The following is a 20,088-nucleotide window of genomic DNA, read 5'->3' as shown; positions in this document are numbered from 1 at the left end:
TATTCATTTAGTGTATTTTTCGTTAATATGTATAATTACATAAAGGGATATCGTCAGCATTTTGGAAAAAAGCCACGCTAAGAGCATGCAAGATTTTATACAGTTTTTCGGCTAATCCAGTAACAAACGAGAACCCTAAAACCACGCCAGGATAGGAATGTATAAAAAAATGCATAGATCCATAGAACAAAAAAAGGAGGATCCCTTGTGAGAGTAAGGATCCTCCTTGTCTTCGCTACCGATAATTGTGCGTTATGTGAACTGGATTTGTATAGAGTATGCATTCAACCCTTTCGGATCTTACTCAACTAAAGGGCCATTTAATTGAATAAGACTTCCAAATAAACACTGGATATTTTTGTTAATATGGAGGTTGTGAAGGATTTTCCTTTCTATATAGAGGGAGGATAGTTCAATATGAAGGATAAATTTTCCTTATGGCGAATAGTAATAAAAACAGCGCACATTTAAAACATGAGGGGCTTTATTTCTGTTTATAAATTCAGCTTGATTTCAATAATTTCTAGGGAGTGGGATAGTCATGAAATTTTTTAAAAATATGGTCATATTTTCTGTATTCACCATCCTACTCTCCTCTTGTAACAACTTAAGTTCAAAAACAGGATGCCCTGATGCTAAGATTGAATGGGTTGATATGGTTATGATTCAAGATATTAAGTACCAACATCATTTTCCCGATCCTATTGACGAGAATGTCCCTATTACCATTGAAAAAGGGGAAAAGCTTGGTAAAGTAACTTATAAAATGGTTAATAATGCATGTATTAATCATAAGATGAAAAATGGGGATGCAGCATTTTTAGATAAGAGTACACCAATTTATGAAATAAAAGGATATCCATCTGCACTTGTTGTTACTGCAAATGATAGGGTATATGTAGCTGACACAAACATAAAAGCAAAAACTGCTGGCGAACTATATCCAATGGACAAGCTAGTAAAAAATATTCATATTGAAAGCACTGAAGATGGACGTAGCATACATACTTTCTCACAACTTTCAAAAGATAAATTCCTACATGCTTGGTCTACTTTAAAATTAGAAGATATTGAAACTTTAAATAATAATGGTGATCATGAAGGGAATCGTGTTTTTTTAGAAATAGAACTTAATAATGGAGTTACGTTTAGAGAAGTTTATTGGTCAGAATCCAATACTTTTCATTCTGGAGTAGTAGGAAATAAAGAAATAAAAGACGTTATTGGATATGAGTTATCAAATTTAAAAAAGTAGCACCTTTGAATACATTAGTTGGACAAATTTCTGGAGTTATAAAACAATAATGTAGAATCAGTATTTAGAGTGGAGGAGATAAAGGTTCTTCCGCAAATAGGGGCATAGAGTAAGAACTTTATTAATGTCTTTTAAGATTATCTTGAAATCGAATATTCTATTAAAGGGCGCGATTGTTCAATAAGCAGCACAAAAGGATCTTCAATCGAAGATCCTTTTTCAGTACCGATAATAGGACGTTATGTTAACTGAACACGCATACGGTATACAGACAGAAAGACATAACAAATCCTTTCTTTCAAAAGGGGATATAGTCATTTAAAACGAATATATAATTAAAAAAGTTAAGTGAATATTTCACTTCCGCTAACGCATGTTATATTAACTAAATTAGCTTAAGATTAAATCATTGGAGGAAAAAGTATGAAAAATAAAATACCTCTAATAACATTCATTTTAGCTGCTTTATTTGTAGCTGGAGGTTTTGCATTCTTCTACTGGATCAAAACATTCCCATTCAACTAAAGAAACCTAACTACCAATAACGAGAATTATGTAAATGAGCTGTCCATATGGACGGCTTATTGTATTTTTTGCTTAGCGTGGGTTTTTTCAAAAACGCTGGCGGTACCCCATGCCAATCAAGCTAATATTTTGAAGTGCCCCCAAAACGAAAATTTTATTATTTTACAGTTATTTATGAGAATTCAACTCATTTTCTTCGTTTTGGGGTATTTGCTTTTCTTAACTTGATGGCGATGGGGTACCGCCCCACATCCATCAACTTAAGGATTTAGACTATTTTTGAAGTTAAAAGCACGTTACTATTCTCTTATGTTAATGAGAAAGGGTGACGTGCTTTTTATGAATATGAACCAAAAACAAGAATTATCTTTATTTACCGAAGAGTTATATCGATATATGTCTCCCGCTACACTTAATCAATTAGCTATAAAAGCAGGCGGGATGAAGCGAAAACGTAAGTGCCACGGGCACCATTTCTTATCTTTGTGTGTATGGTTAAATCAACAAATCGCTACTACCTCTCTTACTCAACTTTGTAGTCAATTAGAAACTTCAACAGGAATTTTATTAAGTCCAGAGGGACTTAATCGACGATTTAACTCGGCTTCTGCAGCCTTCTTTCGAACTGTATTTCCTACACTTCTACAAGCTAAAATTGGAGGAGTATCTAAGATTCCTCATTCTCTTTCTGCGTATTTTGAGCGGATTCGAATCCTTGATTCTACAACCTTCCAAGTTCCAGATCAATTTGCAGCTACTTATCCTGGTGCCGGAGGATGTAGTCATAAAGCTGGTGTGAAAATTCAACTAGAGTATGACTTGTTGAGTGGAGAATTTTCTGATGTGGAAATTGAACCAGGAAAACGAAGTGATCAGGCATATAGTGCAACTCGAACAGGCATGGCACAAAAGAATGAACTGTATATTCGTGATTTAGGATATTTTCGTTTACATTTAAACTGAAAGGCAAATTTATAATACGCTCATAAAGCCAAAAACACCCTTCTAAACTTAGAAAGGTGTTTTTGACTATTTAAATTCATTAATTACTCTGGCGTAAACCACACAATCTGCTGAATTCGTACAAATACCGGCACTTCTTTTTCTTCTAATACAAGATGATCTGGCTTCACACTTCTCAAAGTTCCATTTACACTTCCCCGAATTGTTTCCACTACAATTCTTTTCCCAACGATAGATTGCAATGTTTGTATAACATATGGATCAACAAGTGCAACCACATCACCACTTATCTCATAACCATCTCGAAAATAACCGAACACATCTTCGTATGAATAGTACATATGGCCCTCCTCTTTTCAAGATTTGCTGTAGTGTATGTGGCCTGCATTCAAGAAGTACCTATCTAACAGAAAAAGCGATACCACAATGTGACATCGCTTTTGTATGTATGGAAGACTAGCAGAAAATCCTCTAGCCTATTCCCATTTATAAGTCCAAAATTGTTCAATTTGTAACCATTTTAATGTTGCAGCATCTTTGCTTTGCAGCTTTACTTCCGTTTCTTCTAACATCGCTTCTGTTTGTGAACGATGCGCACGTAAAGCTGCTAATTTTTGTTCGAAGGCTTCACTAATGTTGTTGACAACATCTGGTTCACCTAATACTTCCTCACGATTTTTTGTAATCGCAACTGCATGAATGACCGGACGTGTTTCTTTTGGCATACGTGAGACTGCACGAACGGTAGCACGGCCGAACGCATCATGATCTGGATGAACACCGTGCTCTGGATAGAATGTAATAATTCGTGATGGCTGTACATCGCGAATGACTGTTTCAATTTTATCTGCTACAAAATCTACATCTTCGAATTCTAATGTTTTATCGTGGAAACCAAGCATTCTTAAATCTTCAATGCCCATTGCTTCGCACGCATCTTTTAATTCCTTTTCACGGATATTTGGAATCGTTTCGCGGTTCGCAAATACATTCTTTCCCATATTGCGTCCCATTTGTCCAAGCGTCCCGCACGCATATGTTACAGGTACTCCTTGCTTTCTTAATAAACTAATTGTTCCTCCTGCTGCAAATGATTCATCATCTGGATGCGGAAATACAACAAGCACATGTCTTTCCATACTTTCCCCTCCTTTTTATTTAAATGGTGTTAAGCTTAACTCAAGTGCTACAGCTAAGCGCCCTTTATTATCATGTCCCGCTAGTAACAGACGATCTTGCTCGTCTACTTCCCAATGCGTAATACCTTCAGCATATACCCAGCCATGGTCCATTTTGAGACCAACTCGGTATGGATTTGTTCCTGTTATTTTCCCTCGTTCAAAACGAATAATCGCATTTCGAATGAACGCTCCGACTGTCATCATTTTTTCATTAAAATGTGAAGCGTATGCTCCATTTGTCGTTTCTAAATGAATATATACATCTTTATTTACAAAACGTTCGATTTCATGTTGAATAACAGCACTATCTTTTACTATTTCCATCGGATTTCACCTCTTTAAACCATTTTACGCAAAAACAATGTAAATTGCTATCTCTATAATAGAGGACATTACTTACTTTGCATAATAATTTGTATTTTATTTTTTAATTTTTAATACGAGATATGAAATTTTACTATTCCCTCACTATCCATAAATAGTTTTCTTTCTTTTTTGAATTTGCTACAATAGAGTTTATGCGGAGGGATATATTTCGACAATTTAATACATATTTTAAAGAAGGTGACATGTTGGAACATTCAGCACATGAAGTAGCAAATTGGCAATATTATTTTGCAATCGCCGTATTTTTAGTAACATACGGATTTATTATTTCTGAGAAATTGAACCGTGCTGTAATTGCACTGTTCGGTGCTGCCATAATGATTATTTTTGGCATTGTAGACTTACATACTGCCTTTACATCGCATATCCAATGGGAGACCATTACCCTTTTAATTGGAATGATGATTCTCGTACATATTACGAGTCAATCTGGTGTATTTGAATATGTAGCCATTAAAGCAGCAAAAGCAGCGGGTGGAAAGCCCATTCGAATTTTATTATTTTTATCCCTATTAACCGCAGTCGGCTCTGCATTTTTAGATAACGTAACAACCGTTTTATTAATCGTTCCTGTTACACTATCTATCACACGCATTTTAAAGGTACAACCTGTTCCTTATTTGATTTCTGAAGTATTATTTTCAAATATTGGTGGTACTGCGACATTAATTGGTGATCCTCCAAACATAATGATTGGATCTGCTAATAAACACCTAGATTTCAATGCCTTTTTACTTAATTTAACGCCAATTGTACTTATCATTTCTATTGTTACATTAGGCATTATTTATCTTATGTATCGTAACAAATTAAAAACAACATCTGAACAAATTGCCAAGCTTATGGCACTAAATGAAAAAGACTATATTCGTGACCGAAGCTTACTCCTAAAATCTCTTTCCATTTTAGGTTTGACAATTCTCGGGTTTGTTCTTCATTCAATTATTCATGTAGATGCGGCAGTTATCGCGATGACCGGTGCAACGCTCCTCATGCTAATTGGTGTGAAACAACATGAATTAGAAGATGTATTTGCTCATGTAGAATGGGTAACAATTTTCTTCTTCGCTGGATTATTTATTCTTGTTGGTGGTTTAATTGATATCGGACTTATTTCATCTCTGGCAAAAGAAGTGATTGATATAACAAATGGTGATATCGGTTTTGCAGCGATTCTTATCTTATGGGTATCAGGGGCAGCATCAGCTACTATTGATAATATTCCATTTGTCGCAACGATGATTCCACTGATTCAAGATTTAGCATCAGGACTTGGACTTTCTGTTGATTCTCCTCAAATTGAAGTACTATGGTGGGCATTATCACTTGGTGCTTGCTTAGGAGGAAATGGAACATTAATTGGTGCTTCTGCAAACGTAGTTGTTGCCGGTATTGCTAACCGCGAAGGACACGGATTTTCTTACCTTGATTTCTTAAAAATTGGCTTACCCTTAACAATCATTGCATTATTATTATCACATGCTTATATATATTTACGTTATTTAATGTAAAAAGGTTTGCAGCAATTTGCTGCAAACCTTTTTATCACCAAAATATCCCAATAATTGCCAATGCACCTAAAATCATACCACCAATTTGTCCAACGATTGTTGGTGATAATTGAACCCCTTTTCTTACTTCAACAACCGGCTTTTCATGCCTAAGCTGCTGAACTTCACTTTGTAGCTGATGTACACTACCATGTAATTCTTTTACAAGTTCTTTTAATTCGGCTATCTCTTCATTTACTGGTTTTGGTTTTTCTAAATTCATCTGACACGACTCCTTATTCCAATCCATATACTGTAAAATTTCGACACGAATTATTCTTTATCCTGCAAAACACATGCATGTTATTGAATGTATTTATAGCAATATTTTCATTCATAATAAACATCAATTGGTTAATTTTATATGTTACAACACCATATGCTATGAAAAAATTGAAACTTTAATCAGTAAGGTTTCTTTCTTCCCCCACTAATTACTATCCCGCAAATAGCGGGATAAATTATTCTAGCATGGCTATCCATTCATTTCGCAATATACCCATTATGATGCGATCAAAGCTCTTCCCATCTCGCTGAACAGCTTCTCTCATACTTCCCTCCACCTTAAATCCAACCTTTTTATATACTTCAATTGCCGATTTATTATATGAAATAACATCGAGACCTACACGATGTAAGTTTAATTCGTAAAAAGCATATTTCAAAATAAGGCGTAATCCTTCCGTACCATATCCCTTACCTCTATAATTTTTATCACCTATACCAATTGCTAGCAAGCCAGCTCTATTATTCCACTCTATGCTATGAAGTGCCACAAAGCCAATTAAACTATCATCTTGAATCGTTCTTAGCATAAAAGAAACACTATTTGACTTTCTCCCTATTAATAGCTCATTTTCCTTTATTTCATGTAAAGATTGTAGAATCGCTATATCCGTATCTACATTTCTTAAATACTCACTATCCTCTTGCCAAATAGCCATTTGTTCAATATCTTCAGCTCTGATTGCTGATAACTTAATATTTTCACCTAGAAAAAGATTGTTCAATTTCGTGTTCATTTCAAAAATCCCCCTTTTCAATTATGGGGATAGCTCTGTAGTTTATCAGGACTATCTATCCCCTTGTTCCATAGTCTTCAGTAATGATGGGATATTTACAATAAGCGATAACATTGGCACAGCTCCTTTTCATATGATTACATTCATTTTATACTTTTCGGATTATTCATTCAACTTACTTTTTTGTTCTTCCCTTGATGGATGTATGATTAATATTCACTACTTTATCCTTGTATTTTTAACTATTGACTTTTTATTCTAAAGATTTATAGTATAGTAAGTTTCCATCCTGTTTTTTCAGAAAACTAACTCACATGTAAGAAAGGAGAAACAATGTTTTATATCAAACAACTTCTTTTCTTTGCTTATCAACAAGCTTTATCTTGTATTTTCCCTGTCGTTATTTTTGTAACACTTGCTCTGTCAAAATTCATTTCAATCCCAGGACTCTATCGTTATGATTTTATCCTTATCGTATGCCTTCTTATGCAATACATCATGTACAAAACGGGTATGGAAACAAAAGATGAGCTGAAAGTAATTGCTGTTTTTCATCTCATCCGGCTCCTACTAGAAATATATAAAGTTCACTTCGGTTCATGGAGTTACCCTGAAGAAGCATATTCAAAAATCTTTGGTGTCCCACTTTATAGCGGATTTATGTATGCTAGTGTTGCTAGTTATATATGCCAAGCATGGAGAAGGTTGCATTTGCAAATGCATAGGTGGCCCAAGGCGATGTGGACTGTACCTTTAGGGGCTATGATCTATTTGAATTTTTTTACAAACCATTTTGTATATGACTTTCGCTGGGTTTTAACTGCCCTTTTATTTATTGTTTTCTTTCGAACGTTCGTTCAATTTTCAGTGCAGAACGTTACATATACAATGCCGCTTGTTCTCTCGTTTTTCCTTATTGGATTTTTTATTTGGATTGCAGAAAACATCGCTACTTTCTTCGGAGCATGGCAATACCCAAATCAACGAGAAGCGTGGAGCCTTGTTCACATTGGAAAGATTAGTTCGTGGTTTTTACTCGTTGTCATTAGCATCATGATTGTCGCTCAGCTTAAACATTTGAAAGAACATAAAAACAAGCCAACTTCCATATAGAAAGTTGACTTGTTCTATTTTACTTTTCTATTGACACTCTTGTTACCTCTATAAATTGCTGTAATGGCGCAGTGATCCATTTATCTTTATGCCAAGCAATTTGTGTAAAAATAGGAGAAATTGTATTCTCTAAGACTAACTCTTTCATTGTACCCTGTTGTATATCTTTTTCTACTACCATTGCTGGTAAAATTGCTATGCCTAAGCCCGCAATTACACATTGCTTAATTGCTTCCACACTAACAAACTCAATTTTATTTACAGGATATACGTCTTCTGCACGGAATAGTTCTTCAAATATAGTACGATAGGAACAACCAAGCTCTGTTAATAAAAGTGTTTCACTTTCAAAATCCTTTGTAGAAATTATAGATTTCTCAAGTAAAGGATGATTAGGAAATACTACTATTTTTAATTTTTCTCGAACCAACGACTCTACATGTAAAGCATCTTCTGCTTTACATTCATCTAAAATAAAGGCTAAATCTAATTTTCCTTCCATCAGTTTCTCCTTCACATCTTCATTCGAATGAGCAGGCTTAAATATAAGTTTTATTTGAGGAAATTGCGTCTTAAACTCTTTTAAAATTGAAGGAAGCCTATATGTACATTGACTTTCTTGAGCACCAATAACTAGCGTACCGGATATTTCTTCATCACCTTTCAGAGCCATTTTTGCTTCATGACTTAGCGCAATCATTTTATCCGCATATAGTTGAAACTTTCTTCCCGCTTCAGTCAAAAAGAGACGTTTCCCCAATCGTTCGAATAGTGGTGTGCCAAGCTCAGTTTCCAATGCTTTTATTTGAGCAGTCACACTCGATTGAGCAAAATTTAATTTCTTTGCAGTCTGCGTAAAATTCAAATTTTCCGCAGCGGTTTTAAATGTAATTAATTGTTTTATTTCCAATATCATTCCCTCTTTTCAATCGATATTTCCGATTGATTTCATCGAAATAATCCTCTTTTCCTATTGATATATGTATTGTATGATAAGAACCATTAACAAACAATATTCATGCACCTTACAAATTGGAGGTATTCCATATGAAAGCACTTTGTTTCAAGGAATTCGGAAATGCTGATGTATTAAAATATCAAGAAGTGTCAGACCCAATTATAAATCCAAATGAAATTCTTGTTCGCACAAAAGCAATCGGCTTAAATTTTGCTGATATATATAGACGTAGAGGTGACTATCATCTCGCCGGTAAACCACCTTATATATTAGGGTATGAAGGCTCAGGAATTGTAGAGCAAATTGGTGCTGAAGTTACCGATATTACTATCGGAGACCGCATTGCATTTGCTGATGTACCATTCGCAAATGCAGAGTTAGTAGCTGTTCCAAAAGAAAAAGCGATTCCACTCCCAAACTCTATTTCCTTTGAGACAGCGTCTTCCGTTTTATTACAAGGGTTAACAGCGCATTACTTAACACAAGACAGCTATAAAGTAAAAGCTGGTGATTTTGTTTTAGTTCACGCGGCTGCTGGAGGAGTTGGTCAACTTCTCATTCAAATGATAAAAATGAGAGATGCGCAAGTAATTGGCCTTACTTCATCTAAAGAAAAAGCAGAAGCAGCCTATTCAGCTGGAGCGGACCGCGTATTTTTATATTCAGAATCATGGCATGAAGAAATACTACAAGTCACAAAAGGACATGGTGTAGATGTTGTGTACGAATCAATAGGTTCTACATTAGAAGAAAGCTTTAAAGCCACAAAAATCGGTGGTACCGTCGTATTTTACGGAATGGCCGGTGGTGATCCTGCTCCTGTTGATCCGCGAATGTTGATGGATACTTCAAAAACATTGACTGGCGGAGATCTTTGGAACGTACTCACAACGTATGAAGAACGCAAAAACCGTTCAAGCCAACTATTTGCTTGGATTACTGCTGGAAAATTAAATATCCAAACTCCAACAACTTTCGCTTTAGAAAACGGTGCTGAAGCACATCGATTATTGGAAAGTCGAAAAAGTACAGGGAAAATTTTATTGATACCATGATAATTTCCACTTAAAAATCAGAATAAAAAAGATAGCTAGAAGGTTCCTTCTAGCTATCTTTTATCCGTTCTATTCAGAGAAGGCTTCCGAATATTGTACTATCCCTTGTATATTTTGAAGAGCATTCTCCGTTAATTCCATTGCCATAAACACCTCGTCTGGCACCTCAAATGGCGCACATATATTCCATATGCTAGCTGGTTTAAAACCGAATTTCGGATAATAATCTTTATGCCCCAACACAATTACAGAATGATACCCAAGCTCTTTTGCTTTTCTTAATACATGAGAAATCAACAGACTTCCAATCCCCTTTTTCTGGCAGTCTGGTACAACAGATACTGGAGCAAGAGCTAACGACTCTACAGATGTATCACCATCTACTATTTTAACTTTAGATAATAGAACGTGACCAACAACTTCCTTATCTACCGCCACTAATGATAACTCTGGAATAAACGCATCACATTTTCTGATACGATTTACAAGTTCGTGCTCTTTCTGATCGCTAAATGCTTCATTTAAAAATGCTTGTTTTACAACCTCTTCTGCCCCGTTATAATCTTTCTCAAGTTCTTGTCTAATCTTTATATTCACAGCATCTTATCCTCTATTCTTTCTTATTTCTTTTTGAATTTTTCGCAGCGCTTTTTTCGATCCTCGCTCTATGTCATGCTGCATTTTCCGTTCTTTATAATCCACAAACAATGTGTCTAAATCATACCCTTCTGGATATAATTCCTTTGCCTGTACTTCTAAAGAAATTCGCTTAACGTTTACTTCAATGAATTGGGCATTATAAAACACAACGATATTGAAGAAATTGTCTTTTTCTTTATATACAATTCCAAAGTCATCATAGTCTAATAATTTCACACGGTCCCCTTTTTTATATTCATCCTTCTCTTCTGCTTTCTCTTTGACAATCTTAGGCTTTCTCAGTCTACTTTCATTCACTCGCTCTAAGCGGTACTCTTTATTTTCCATATAGCCTTTCGCTCTTTGCAGTACGTTTTCTCGCACGTTCATTTTTCTAGAAATCCATAGAGCATTACTCTCTCCTGATTTCCCTATCATTAACTTATACATCGGTTCCAATGTTTCACTATTAAATTGCATCGCCGCATTCATAAAGTCACTGTGCATTTCTGAAAAGCGTTTAATTTCACCATAATGAGTAGTTGCAACAGTCGTACAACCCATATGATAAAATTCTTCTAAAATAGAAATCGCAAGTGCCGCTCCTTCATTCGGTTCCGTACCGCTGCCTATTTCATCAAATAGTAGAAGCGTATTATTATTTGATACTCTCATGATTTCTGAAAGGTTTTTCATATGAGATGAAAATGTACTTAGCGCATTTTCTATACTTTGATTATCGCCAATGTCTACAAATATATTTTCAAAAACAGCAATTTCCGTTTCCTTGTCTCCAGCGATGTGCAATCCTGACATTGTCGCCAATGTTAATAATCCAATTGTTTTCAAAACAATCGTTTTCCCTCCAGCATTTGGCCCTGTAATAATTAAGCTTCGGTAATTTGGTCCAATTTCAAAGTGAAGTGGTACAACTTCACCTGCTAATAATGGGTGTTTGCAATGAACTAACTTTACATACCCATAATCATTTAATTTCGGCTCTATCCCGCCAATATGTTTACTAAATTTCGCTTTTGCAAACACCATATCATATTGACTAATCAGCTCCATATTAATCTTAATGTTATAAATGTCCTCTAAGATCATTCCAGATAAAGTGGCTAATATTTGATATTCTTCCATCGCTTCTTCAGCTTTTAAACTTGCTAGTTCCACGTTTAACTTTGTAACTGTATTTGGCTCTATAAAAACGGTAGAGCCTTTAGAAGAAACTTCAACAATTGTTCCAGCAACTTGATTTTTATAGGAAGCTTTCACTGGAATCGTATATCGATCGTCTTTTTTACTAATGAAGAACTCTTGAATATATTTCTTATTTGCACTACTATTTAAAAATTTGCTTAAACGTTCCTTAATTTTCCCCTCTACGGAGTCGATATTATTTCGTATTCGTTTTAATTCTTTGCTTGCAGCAGAATCAATACTATTTCCTTTAATTGAAAAATTAATTTCTTCTTCTACACTTTTGAATTCAGACATTGAATTCGCATATGATGCTAGTACTGGTGCAAAAAATTCTTTATCCAGCATAAACTTTTTAACCTTTCGACACCCTCGTAAAAAGTCTGATACACTAACTAGCTCGGTTGGATCTAAAATCATTCCCTTTTCCAATTTTTGAATTGTACTATCGATATTAGAAATTCCGAAAAAAGGAACATGCCCTTCTGCATCCAATATCGCTCGTGCTTCCGTTGTTTCATTCAAACGATTTTTCACTACTTTTATACTTGTACTTGGCTCCAATTTATTTAACAACTGTTTTCCTAATCCACTTACGCAATATGATTTAACTATTTCCTTTAACTCATTATATTGCAACTTTTCAAAAGTCATTTTATTCAATTTCTATTCTCCTCACTATGATTTACTCACATCAAAAATGAAGATACCTACCCATTAGATTTCAATGAGATATATTTAATTAAATATAACTTTCATGTGATAAAAATAAACACAAAAAAGCTGCGTAGATACCGCAGCTTTTTACATTTACAAGGCCTGTGCAATATATAAGGAAATAAAACCATCTCAAAAAAACATATGGCTATCCCATAATCATTACACGCTTTATAAAGTATTGTAGGTATCTTCATAGGTTATTTGAAATAAATCCATGACAAAGTTAGGGGTTAGAAGTATATAAAAATCCCCTGTTCTGATTAGATTTATTTCATTCAATTTTTTCCTATTTAGAACCTACCGCACTCACAAAAAGCACCTCTCATTAATTTATAATTATGTTCATTGAAATCTAATTTATTGAAATTATCATACTATATGTTACGACAAAAGTAAAGGTTCCATACTTTACAATATTCTTCTTATTATACTTTAGTCGTAAGTATATATATGGATTGTTTATTCAACGTATTACGGATGTTTTCGTATTCAACATTCGATACAATTATATATAAGTAACATGGATAAGGAGCGATTCACATGACAGAACTACAAAAGCAATTCTTTTCCAGATTAAATATACAAGAAAGAGAGTCCATTTCATTTGAAGATTTAAACGAAATCCTTCATGCAATGGCACAAGCGATTCCCTTTGAGAATCTAGATATTATTCACGGTACAGTAAAAGAAATTTCAAAAGAAAATCTTCAAGAAAAAATTTTAGTTCATAACCGCGGTGGCCTTTGTTACGAATTAAATCCAACGATGTATTACTTCCTTAAAGATTGCGGTTTTGATGTTCACTTAGTATCAGGAACAGTTTATCATGCCGCTTCTAATACTTGGGCTGTTGATTCAGGACATGTGGCAACTGTTTTAAAACATAATACTGAATTTTATTTAATTGAAGTCGGTTTCGGTTCAAACCTTCCACTTTCACCTGTTCCTTTCACCGGTGAGATTGTTCATTCCGTTACTGGGGACTATCGCATTCGAAAAGAAACAACTACAAAGGGAAACTATATTTTAGAGATGAAAAAAAATAATGAATTTCTAAATCAGGATTCTTCTCAAGATTGGACATTAGGTTACGCATTTTATATAGAGGCAGTTGATGAAAGAAAATTAAATGAAGCACAAAAAACAATTGTAGAACATACAGACTCTCCTTTTAATAAAGTACCTCTCACCGTAAAACTAACTTCTGATGGGCATGCTACTCTAACAAAAGATCGTTTCACAGTAACAAAGCAAGGAAAACAGAGTAAAGAAGAGATTACAAAAGAGCAATATGCAGACCTATTGTACGCAACATTTGGTATACAATTATAGTTTACAAATTTAAAAGTCTTGTCGCTTCTGGCAAGACTTTTTATCGTGGAGCAGAGAGTCTTTGCAATTTATTGTATTTCATAGTTATATAGAATATACTAAGTCTTGTTTTCTAAGGAATGTTTATTCGTTTTATCTATTTAATTATTATCAATTTACCAAGTGACATATCAGCGATAATTTATACCTATTTTGTATAAGTGTTAGCAAGTTCGTTTGCAAACTTGCTAGCACTTTTTTATATTTCTTCTATTACCTTCTTATGGAAAAATTCTGTACCTAAAGGTCCATACCGTGAAGTAAATGGTTACCCAATAAAAGTGAAAGCTGGGGCTCAAGAAAAACATATTCCTAATGCACCTAACTACAAACAAGAGGTTGCAAATGGAAAAAACAAAAGTATCTTCTATGGTGATAATAAAACAGCACAAGAATTGCTTGATAAGTTTGCCGGGAAAGGTCAACTACTACCAGACGGTAAAAAAGAAGGAGTAGACTTTGGTAAACCAATTGGGAAATACTATGACCGCGATACTGGTCAATACCTTGAGACTACTAGAGGAATGATTCATTACAGAAAAGACGGTGCTCATATAGTACCAGCAAAACCTTAAAATATATAAGAAAAGAGGATGCACATGGGATATGATTCTTTAATAGGAACATTAATAAAATATGAAGATAGTGAAATGATACTAGAATGGAAAAGTGGATTGAGGATAATTGGCGAACTCGATACAGTTTTTGAAACAGACAATGGATTAGATGATGATGATGATATAAATTATACAGAATACGATGCAGCTGCATTTAAAGTAAATAGTATTTTATCCCATCCTACTACTAACCAAGACAGTGTATATAATTGGTTAATACAAGAGAAAGGTTCATTGGTTGAAATTTCCCTCTATGATGATCCACCAAGTGCAGTATTTTTAGCTGATGGAAAGAGAGTATGGGAAAGGGAAATACATAAATAATAGTCGCTATTTAAACTTTGACCTTGATCGGCTTTTAGCCTTTCAAGGTTTTTTATAGTTATAAAAAGTTTTATAGTTAAATGAAATGTAAATCGATATTTGAATTAGAAGACCACGAAGATAACAAACGTACGAGATTAATTGCAGTCCCTAAAAAACTTATTACTTGATTTACACTTTAAATACGATAATGACAAATCTCGTGAAGCTGAAATTGAAAAGGAAATGACTTTAAAGAGCAAGAAGCTAAAGTTATGCTAAATTTGAGTTTGTAGGAACTAATAATTTAGGGGAAATTACAACATACCATGTAGAAAGCGGAAAAACTTTTTTTGGAAAACGGTGGATAATAGTAAAAATATCCCTGTTATCAATCCAGTAGAATAGAGGTCAAAAAATGAAAAATAAGATATTGATATGTAGAATTGATTCAATTATTGAAGAAGAAATAGACTTTTTAGTAAATAATCAAAAAGTAACAGGTTTTAATGCTTCACCTCAAGAAGTTGTTGTAAATAAAGAATACGAAGCTGAGATAGATATATTTGTGAATGACGCTTTGACAGTAGAAACGCAAAAAGAAGATAAATTCAAAAAAATAGAAAATATTGCTAATGGAAGTTATATTCTTTTTGGAAAAATGTTAGAAAATAATGTTTTAGATGTTGGTTTCTTTATAACTAGTGATTTACTTGAAGACTACAAATATTTAGAGGAGCAATATGTCTATTTACAAGTTGATAGATTACAATTATCTTTTGACTAGCTATTTTGCTAGATTCTGAGGGCAAGAAAAGAACTTTTTGAAGAACAAGTCTTCTTTAGGATTGTATATTTCAATGAACCATGTTACCTGGCCTGGAGTAAGTGAAGAGAAAATGCAGATGGAGAATAACCAATAATAGAGACCTCACATTTGAGGTCTCTTTTGTTGATTTAAATTAAAAATTATTATTTAAGGGGATGCTACTTTGCAACTCTTACTTCACATATACATAAGCTTCACTTGCAGTTACATAGTATGTTTTGCCCTTGCTATTTTGTACTTTGTACTGTGGTGATCCATTAACAGTTACCTTTTCATCGATTGTAAATCCTAATCCTGCATCTACAGTTCCAACAAACACCACGTAACATTACAAGGGTTACGTGGCATGCAAACTATGATATAGTGAACTATGCTATATTAAATTTTCACTGATTGTTCTTCTTGATAGATAATTTCACCATCAATAATAGTTGTTTCTACTTTTAAATCTTTAATTTGGTTTGGGTTGACACTTAAAATGCTGTCATTTAATATAACTAAATCCGCCAACTTTCCAACCTCTATGCTTCCTTTTATCTCTTCTTCAAAACTCGCATAAGCACCATTCCAGGTGTATAGTTTAATAGCTTCCATTACGCTTATAGATTGATTAGCACCAAACTCCATTCCAGACTGGCTTTTTCTATTGACAGCAACATGAATTCCTAATAAAGGATTATAGTCAGTAACTGGCGCGTCCGATCCACCTGCTGCCATGATGCCACGATCAATAAAATCACGAACAGCGTACATGTGATTAACACGATCACCATAGTGTTGGACATATATCTCTCCGAATTCATATGGAAATGGAGGATTTGGAATAGGAACCACCTCGAGTTTTTTCATTCTCTCTTGTAAATCTGGTGAAGAAATTCCCGCGTGCTCAATCCGATGACGGTGGTTTTTTCTTGGTGATTCCTCCAACGCCTTTTCTACACAATTTAAATACATTTCAATGGCTTTATCACCTTGTGCATGTACAGTGATTTGATAGCCTTTTTTATGTGCTTCACCTAAAACCTGGTAGATTTCTTCCTCACTATAATAAAGAATGCCATAATTGTTAGAGTCACTGGAGTACGACTCACGTGTTGCAATTGTAGGCCCGGTGCTACTTCCATCTGTAAACAATTTAGCTGGTCCAACTTTGAATCTCTCATCTCCGGTACCAGTTACCACACCAGCTTCGACCATTTTATTAACAAATTCATGGGAGTTATTTAACTGACATATCATTGCATATATTCGGACACGAATATCCTTACTCTTCACAGCTTGTTGTAGTAAACGGTAACTCTCAGGGCCATATCCACCTGCCTCATGTATACTTGTTATGCCCGCTGCAACGAAATGATCTGATGCAATTTTCACAGCCTTCATCAGTTCACTTTCTGTATAACTTGCAACCTCGCTCATCCCCATATTTGCTGCTTCAATTAACTTTCCTGTAAGCCCTCCTGCCTGATTCTTTTCAATAACTCCCCCATTAGAATCCGGTGTGTTCTCGTTAATTTGCGCAATTTCTAATGCTTTGCTGTTCACCACACTTATATGGCTGCAAGTACGGGATACAATAATCGGGTGTTCAACTGAAATTTCATCCAGCTCAGCGATTGTTGGATAACGCTTTTCCTTCACAGCGGTTTCATTAAAGCCCCAAGCACGTATCCATTCACCTTTAGGCGTTTCTAAGGCTTTCTTTTTCAGGTCATCTAACAAAGCCTCGATAGAATCAATATGTTCAGCTTTACAACTTACCGCCAACTGATTCACCCCATGAGAAATGAGGTGAATATGAGAATCAATGAATCCAGGAAGAAGCGTTTTTCCTTGCAGGTCAATTACATCCGTTTTTTCTCCTATAAAACTCTTAACCTCCTGATTTGAACCAACAACTACGATACGATTATCTTTTATTGCTACAGCTTCGACTACTGTATTCTTTTGGTCTACTGTAATAACTTCTCCATTTATCAATACAACATCAACTTTCATAAACTCAGCCCTTTCAGAATTACTCTTTTAGAGTGATTCGTTCAGTATTTAAAGCTATATCTCTCGATATGCTATTCCGCTTTTTAACAAGATTTATCAATAATTAGTTAAAGTTGAGATAAACATTCTTTAATTGTTTTAACAATAAAAGTAAAGTCTTCTTCTGTGATGCTTAATGGAGGAGCAAGCTGCAAAATATTATTGTAACCTGCAACAGTGTCACCATTTTTACCAATAATTAGACCTTTTTCTTTACAAGCATTGATGACTTTGTTCACCTTTTCAATGGCAGCCGGTTCTTTTATTTGCTTATCTTCCACTAGTTCAATACCTAAAAGAAGGCCTTTTCCGCGAACATCTCCTACGTTTGGATGCTCTTTTACATCCTCTAGTTCATATAGCAGTCGTTCACCCAATTCTTTGGAACGTTCAATGAGTTTTTCATTCTCCATAATTTCTAAATTCTTCAAAGCCAAGGCACAAGCAGCAGGATTTCCTCCGAACGTATTCACATGGCGGAAGCGATCATAATCTTCACTGCCTATGTATGCCTCATAAACCTCTCGTCTGACTGCTGTTGCTGACAAAGGAAGATACGCACTTGTAATACCTTTTGCCATTGTAATGATATCTGGTTTGACGCCATAGTTCATAAATCCAAACGGCTTCCCTGTCCGGCCAAATCCACATATAACTTCATCACAAATGAGCAACGCACCATGCTTCTCGCAAATTTCTTTTACTTTTGCCATATATCCATCAGGAGGCATTAAAATTCCGCCCCCGGTAATAATTGGCTCCATAATCACGCCGGCTACTGTTTGGCTTAACTCCCATGTCATGACACGATCGATTTCATCAGCACTTGCCAGTGTATGAACATCATCTGGATTGCGATACGTATCAGGCGGTGCTACATGCAGAAATCCTTGCCCCAATGGTTCATATTTGTACTTTCGTTGTGCTTGCCCTGTTGCTGCAAGAGCCCCCATTGAATTACCGTGGTAAGCACGATAGCGTGAAATAAACTTATAGCGTCCATGATCACCTTTTTGCTGATGATATTGACGAGCAATTTTAAACGCTGTTTCATTCGCTTCCGATCCACTGTTAGAAAAGAAAATGACGTATTCGTCACCAAGCCATTCATTCAATTTTTCTGCTAATTTAATGGCAGGAACATGACTTTGTGTCAGAGGGAAGTACGGCATTTCTTCAAGCTGTTCAAAAGCCGCTCTTGCAAGCTCTTTTCGACCATACCCAACATTCACGCACCAAAGACCGGACATACCGTCTAAATAACGGTTTCCATCAATATCCGTCACCCATGCCCCTTCTGCTTTTGTGATAATTAAATTCGTTGGACTAGGGGCTGCTCCTCTCATTGCATGCCAAAGGTACTTTTCATCTGCTTTTTGCAAATTTTGTGTTTGTTCTGTCGTTTGCACAATCACCAACTCCATTCTATCCTTTTATGATTTTACATCACTCTTTCAATAACGAGCCGTAAGCTTCTTTATAACTTTTTCCGTTTTCCAGGGTAACGAGTTTAGCTAACTCTTCCCAGTTTTCAATCAATAGCTGTTGATAGCGAAATAGAATACGAGCACGCCGAGGCACAGCGACCCTTCTCCATGTTTTGAATGCTTCTTTAGCAGTTGCTACAGCTCTATCTAAGTTTTCTTTAGTCGAAAGCGGCACACGAGCAATGATTTCTCCTGTTGCTGGATTTGGTACATCTTCAACCTGTTTACTTGTTTGTGGATTCGATCCATTGTCCGCCAATATAATTTTTCAACGTTTGTACATTTTTCATTACTACCATAGTGAAACCTCCTATTTTAAGATAACCGTCCTATGTATTTATTGCATCCGCAAAAGAAAGCGCATTCATATGACGGTATGTAAACTTATTTGCATAAATTTCACTACATTTCGTCAACATTACTTGAGAGAACAATATCGGCTTTTTGGTTCATTAGGCTTTATCTCCATTTCGCTTTACTATTCTGAATTTCTTATCCATTAAATACGCAGGAGCAGTCGTCTGCTTAGCATTTGCCCACTTCTCATTTCACATTATTTCAGATTGATCTCATGGTTCATTTTATAATTCTTTTTCAAAAATACTGGACAATCCCATTCACAGACAAGGTCCTTAGCCAAGGAAACGACCCAGTCCTTTGTAATATGATACTTTTTTCCATCAACAGTAATAAACACTTCACCGTCTGTCACATAGAAAACTTCCTGTTCTTCTAGATGCCACGTTCCTTTATCTGGTTCGCCTACCCATAGTTCCCACGTGTCAACACCTAGTTGTTGTGCTTCTTCTGCTGTAAGTTTTTTCGCAAAAAACATGATACTCCTCTCTCTTTCTTATTGGTAATTTTGAAGGA

20 protein-coding genes and 2 pseudogenes are annotated in these 20,088 nt (G+C 35.2%); 9 read left to right on the top strand and 13 right to left on the bottom strand.

What is annotated here, in order from left to right:
- The first annotated feature begins 541 nt into the window (after positions 1-541).
- Positions 542-1,255 (top strand): hypothetical protein, encoded by a 714-nt coding sequence (locus C568_RS0111415; RefSeq protein ID WP_018781581.1) that lies wholly within the window; start codon positions 542-544, stop codon positions 1,253-1,255.
- 864 nt (positions 1,256-2,119) lie between these two features.
- A pseudogene (locus tag C568_RS31830) lies at positions 2,120-2,731 on the top strand (IS4 family transposase); the annotation flags it as partial.
- A gap of 95 nt (positions 2,732-2,826) precedes the next feature.
- On the opposite strand, the gene C568_RS30660 reads toward C568_RS31830, so the two are convergent.
- The 3 genes from C568_RS30660 to C568_RS0111390 form a co-directional block, all read right to left on the bottom strand.
- Positions 2,827-3,084 (bottom strand): YuzF family protein, encoded by a 258-nt coding sequence (locus C568_RS30660; protein ID WP_006095483.1) that lies wholly within the window; start codon positions 3,082-3,084, stop codon positions 2,827-2,829.
- Positions 3,085-3,219: 135 nt separating this feature from the next.
- Positions 3,220-3,882: a bacillithiol biosynthesis deacetylase BshB2 gene (gene bshB2 / locus C568_RS0111395; protein WP_018781579.1), complete on the bottom strand. Its 663-nt coding sequence runs from the start codon at positions 3,880-3,882 to the stop codon at positions 3,220-3,222.
- Between the two features lie 15 nt (positions 3,883-3,897).
- Complete coding sequence (locus C568_RS0111390) at positions 3,898-4,248, bottom strand: YojF family protein (RefSeq protein WP_000407035.1); 351 nt, start codon at positions 4,246-4,248, stop codon at positions 3,898-3,900.
- Between the two features lie 248 nt (positions 4,249-4,496).
- Here C568_RS0111390 and C568_RS0111385 point away from each other — a divergent pair, with 248 nt between their 5' ends.
- Positions 4,497-5,822, top strand: a complete 1,326-nt coding sequence (locus C568_RS0111385) for an ArsB/NhaD family transporter (protein ID WP_018781578.1) — start codon at positions 4,497-4,499, stop codon at positions 5,820-5,822.
- 34 nt (positions 5,823-5,856) lie between these two features.
- Here the strand turns inward: C568_RS0111385 and C568_RS0111380 are convergent, their stop codons facing one another.
- Both C568_RS0111380 and C568_RS0111375 read right to left on the bottom strand, forming a co-directional pair.
- Positions 5,857-6,084, bottom strand: a complete 228-nt coding sequence (locus C568_RS0111380) for a hypothetical protein (protein WP_003198872.1) — start codon at positions 6,082-6,084, stop codon at positions 5,857-5,859.
- Between the two features lie 238 nt (positions 6,085-6,322).
- On the bottom strand, positions 6,323-6,883 hold the full coding sequence (locus C568_RS0111375; protein ID WP_018781577.1) for a GNAT family N-acetyltransferase: 561 nt from the start codon (positions 6,881-6,883) through the stop codon (positions 6,323-6,325).
- Positions 6,884-7,216: 333 nt separating this feature from the next.
- Here C568_RS0111375 and C568_RS0111370 point away from each other — a divergent pair, with 333 nt between their 5' ends.
- Positions 7,217-7,996: a DUF817 domain-containing protein gene (locus C568_RS0111370; RefSeq protein WP_018781576.1), complete on the top strand. Its 780-nt coding sequence runs from the start codon at positions 7,217-7,219 to the stop codon at positions 7,994-7,996.
- A 19-nt stretch (positions 7,997-8,015) separates the two neighbouring features.
- Here the strand turns inward: C568_RS0111370 and C568_RS0111365 are convergent, their stop codons facing one another.
- Positions 8,016-8,906: a LysR family transcriptional regulator gene (locus C568_RS0111365; protein ID WP_018781575.1), complete on the bottom strand. Its 891-nt coding sequence runs from the start codon at positions 8,904-8,906 to the stop codon at positions 8,016-8,018.
- A 137-nt stretch (positions 8,907-9,043) separates the two neighbouring features.
- Here C568_RS0111365 and C568_RS0111360 point away from each other — a divergent pair, with 137 nt between their 5' ends.
- Positions 9,044-10,009, top strand: a complete 966-nt coding sequence (locus tag C568_RS0111360; protein WP_018781574.1) for a quinone oxidoreductase family protein — start codon at positions 9,044-9,046, stop codon at positions 10,007-10,009.
- Between the two features lie 69 nt (positions 10,010-10,078).
- Here C568_RS0111360 and C568_RS0111355 read toward each other — a convergent pair whose 3' ends face one another.
- Positions 10,079-10,606, bottom strand: a complete 528-nt coding sequence (locus C568_RS0111355) for a GNAT family N-acetyltransferase (protein WP_018781573.1) — start codon at positions 10,604-10,606, stop codon at positions 10,079-10,081.
- Between the two features lie 6 nt (positions 10,607-10,612).
- Positions 10,613-12,514 (bottom strand): endonuclease MutS2, encoded by a 1,902-nt coding sequence (locus C568_RS0111350; RefSeq protein WP_018781572.1) that lies wholly within the window; start codon positions 12,512-12,514, stop codon positions 10,613-10,615.
- Between the two features lie 597 nt (positions 12,515-13,111).
- On the opposite strand from C568_RS0111350, the gene C568_RS0111345 reads away from it, so the two are divergent.
- From C568_RS0111345 to C568_RS0111330, 4 genes are all read left to right on the top strand, one after another.
- On the top strand, positions 13,112-13,903 hold the full coding sequence (locus C568_RS0111345) for an arylamine N-acetyltransferase family protein (RefSeq protein WP_006095490.1): 792 nt from the start codon (positions 13,112-13,114) through the stop codon (positions 13,901-13,903).
- A 200-nt stretch (positions 13,904-14,103) separates the two neighbouring features.
- Positions 14,104-14,517 carry a polymorphic toxin type 50 domain-containing protein gene (locus C568_RS30655; protein ID WP_018781571.1) on the top strand — a complete coding sequence of 138 codons (414 nt, stop codon included), beginning with the start codon at positions 14,104-14,106 and terminating at the stop codon, positions 14,515-14,517.
- Positions 14,518-14,541: 24 nt separating this feature from the next.
- A complete protein-coding gene (locus C568_RS0111335; protein ID WP_018781570.1) occupies positions 14,542-14,883 on the top strand; it encodes a hypothetical protein in 342 nt (113 codons plus the stop codon).
- Positions 14,884-15,280: 397 nt separating this feature from the next.
- Complete coding sequence (locus tag C568_RS0111330; RefSeq protein WP_018781569.1) at positions 15,281-15,649, top strand: hypothetical protein; 369 nt, start codon at positions 15,281-15,283, stop codon at positions 15,647-15,649.
- A gap of 214 nt (positions 15,650-15,863) precedes the next feature.
- Here C568_RS0111330 and C568_RS34700 read toward each other — a convergent pair whose 3' ends face one another.
- The 5 genes and pseudogenes from C568_RS34700 to C568_RS0111310 form a co-directional block, all read right to left on the bottom strand.
- Positions 15,864-16,013: a hypothetical protein gene (locus C568_RS34700; protein ID WP_003207876.1), complete on the bottom strand. Its 150-nt coding sequence runs from the start codon at positions 16,011-16,013 to the stop codon at positions 15,864-15,866.
- Between the two features lie 56 nt (positions 16,014-16,069).
- Positions 16,070-17,689 (bottom strand): amidohydrolase, encoded by a 1,620-nt coding sequence (locus C568_RS0111325; protein ID WP_006095498.1) that lies wholly within the window; start codon positions 17,687-17,689, stop codon positions 16,070-16,072.
- A 107-nt stretch (positions 17,690-17,796) separates the two neighbouring features.
- Positions 17,797-19,152: an aspartate aminotransferase family protein gene (locus C568_RS0111320; protein WP_003207872.1), complete on the bottom strand. Its 1,356-nt coding sequence runs from the start codon at positions 19,150-19,152 to the stop codon at positions 17,797-17,799.
- Positions 19,153-19,186: 34 nt separating this feature from the next.
- Positions 19,187-19,514: pseudogene (locus C568_RS0111315) on the bottom strand (aldehyde dehydrogenase family protein); the annotation flags it as partial.
- A 254-nt stretch (positions 19,515-19,768) separates the two neighbouring features.
- Entirely contained in the window at positions 19,769-20,050 is a 282-nt protein-coding gene (locus C568_RS0111310) for a cupin domain-containing protein (RefSeq protein WP_006095502.1), read from the bottom strand.
- Between the last annotated feature and the right edge of the window lie 38 nt (positions 20,051-20,088).

The organism is Bacillus sp. 95MFCvi2.1 (assembly GCF_000374965.1).
Classification (GTDB): domain Bacteria; phylum Bacillota; class Bacilli; order Bacillales; family Bacillaceae_G; genus Bacillus_A; species Bacillus_A pseudomycoides.
Note: the sequence above shows the minus strand (reverse complement) of the source record. Positions and strands in the feature narration are given on the sequence as shown.

Coding starts and splice junctions, on each gene's coding strand:
- C568_RS0111415 (WP_018781581.1), top strand. CDS start 542: ATGAAATTTTTTAAAAATATGGTCATATTTTCTGTATTCACCATCCTA.
- C568_RS30660 (WP_006095483.1), bottom strand. CDS start 3,084: ATGTACTATTCATACGAAGATGTGTTCGGTTATTTTCGAGATGGTTAT.
- bshB2 (WP_018781579.1), bottom strand. CDS start 3,882: ATGGAAAGACATGTGCTTGTTGTATTTCCGCATCCAGATGATGAATCA.
- C568_RS0111390 (WP_000407035.1), bottom strand. CDS start 4,248: ATGGAAATAGTAAAAGATAGTGCTGTTATTCAACATGAAATCGAACGT.
- C568_RS0111380 (WP_003198872.1), bottom strand. CDS start 6,084: ATGAATTTAGAAAAACCAAAACCAGTAAATGAAGAGATAGCCGAATTA.
- C568_RS0111375 (WP_018781577.1), bottom strand. CDS start 6,883: ATGAACACGAAATTGAACAATCTTTTTCTAGGTGAAAATATTAAGTTA.
- C568_RS0111370 (WP_018781576.1), top strand. CDS start 7,217: ATGTTTTATATCAAACAACTTCTTTTCTTTGCTTATCAACAAGCTTTA.
- C568_RS0111360 (WP_018781574.1), top strand. CDS start 9,044: ATGAAAGCACTTTGTTTCAAGGAATTCGGAAATGCTGATGTATTAAAA.
- C568_RS0111345 (WP_006095490.1), top strand. CDS start 13,112: ATGACAGAACTACAAAAGCAATTCTTTTCCAGATTAAATATACAAGAA.
- C568_RS0111335 (WP_018781570.1), top strand. CDS start 14,542: ATGGGATATGATTCTTTAATAGGAACATTAATAAAATATGAAGATAGT.
- C568_RS0111330 (WP_018781569.1), top strand. CDS start 15,281: ATGAAAAATAAGATATTGATATGTAGAATTGATTCAATTATTGAAGAA.
- C568_RS0111325 (WP_006095498.1), bottom strand. CDS start 17,689: ATGAAAGTTGATGTTGTATTGATAAATGGAGAAGTTATTACAGTAGAC.
- C568_RS0111320 (WP_003207872.1), bottom strand. CDS start 19,152: ATGGAGTTGGTGATTGTGCAAACGACAGAACAAACACAAAATTTGCAA.
- C568_RS0111310 (WP_006095502.1), bottom strand. CDS start 20,050: ATGTTTTTTGCGAAAAAACTTACAGCAGAAGAAGCACAACAACTAGGT.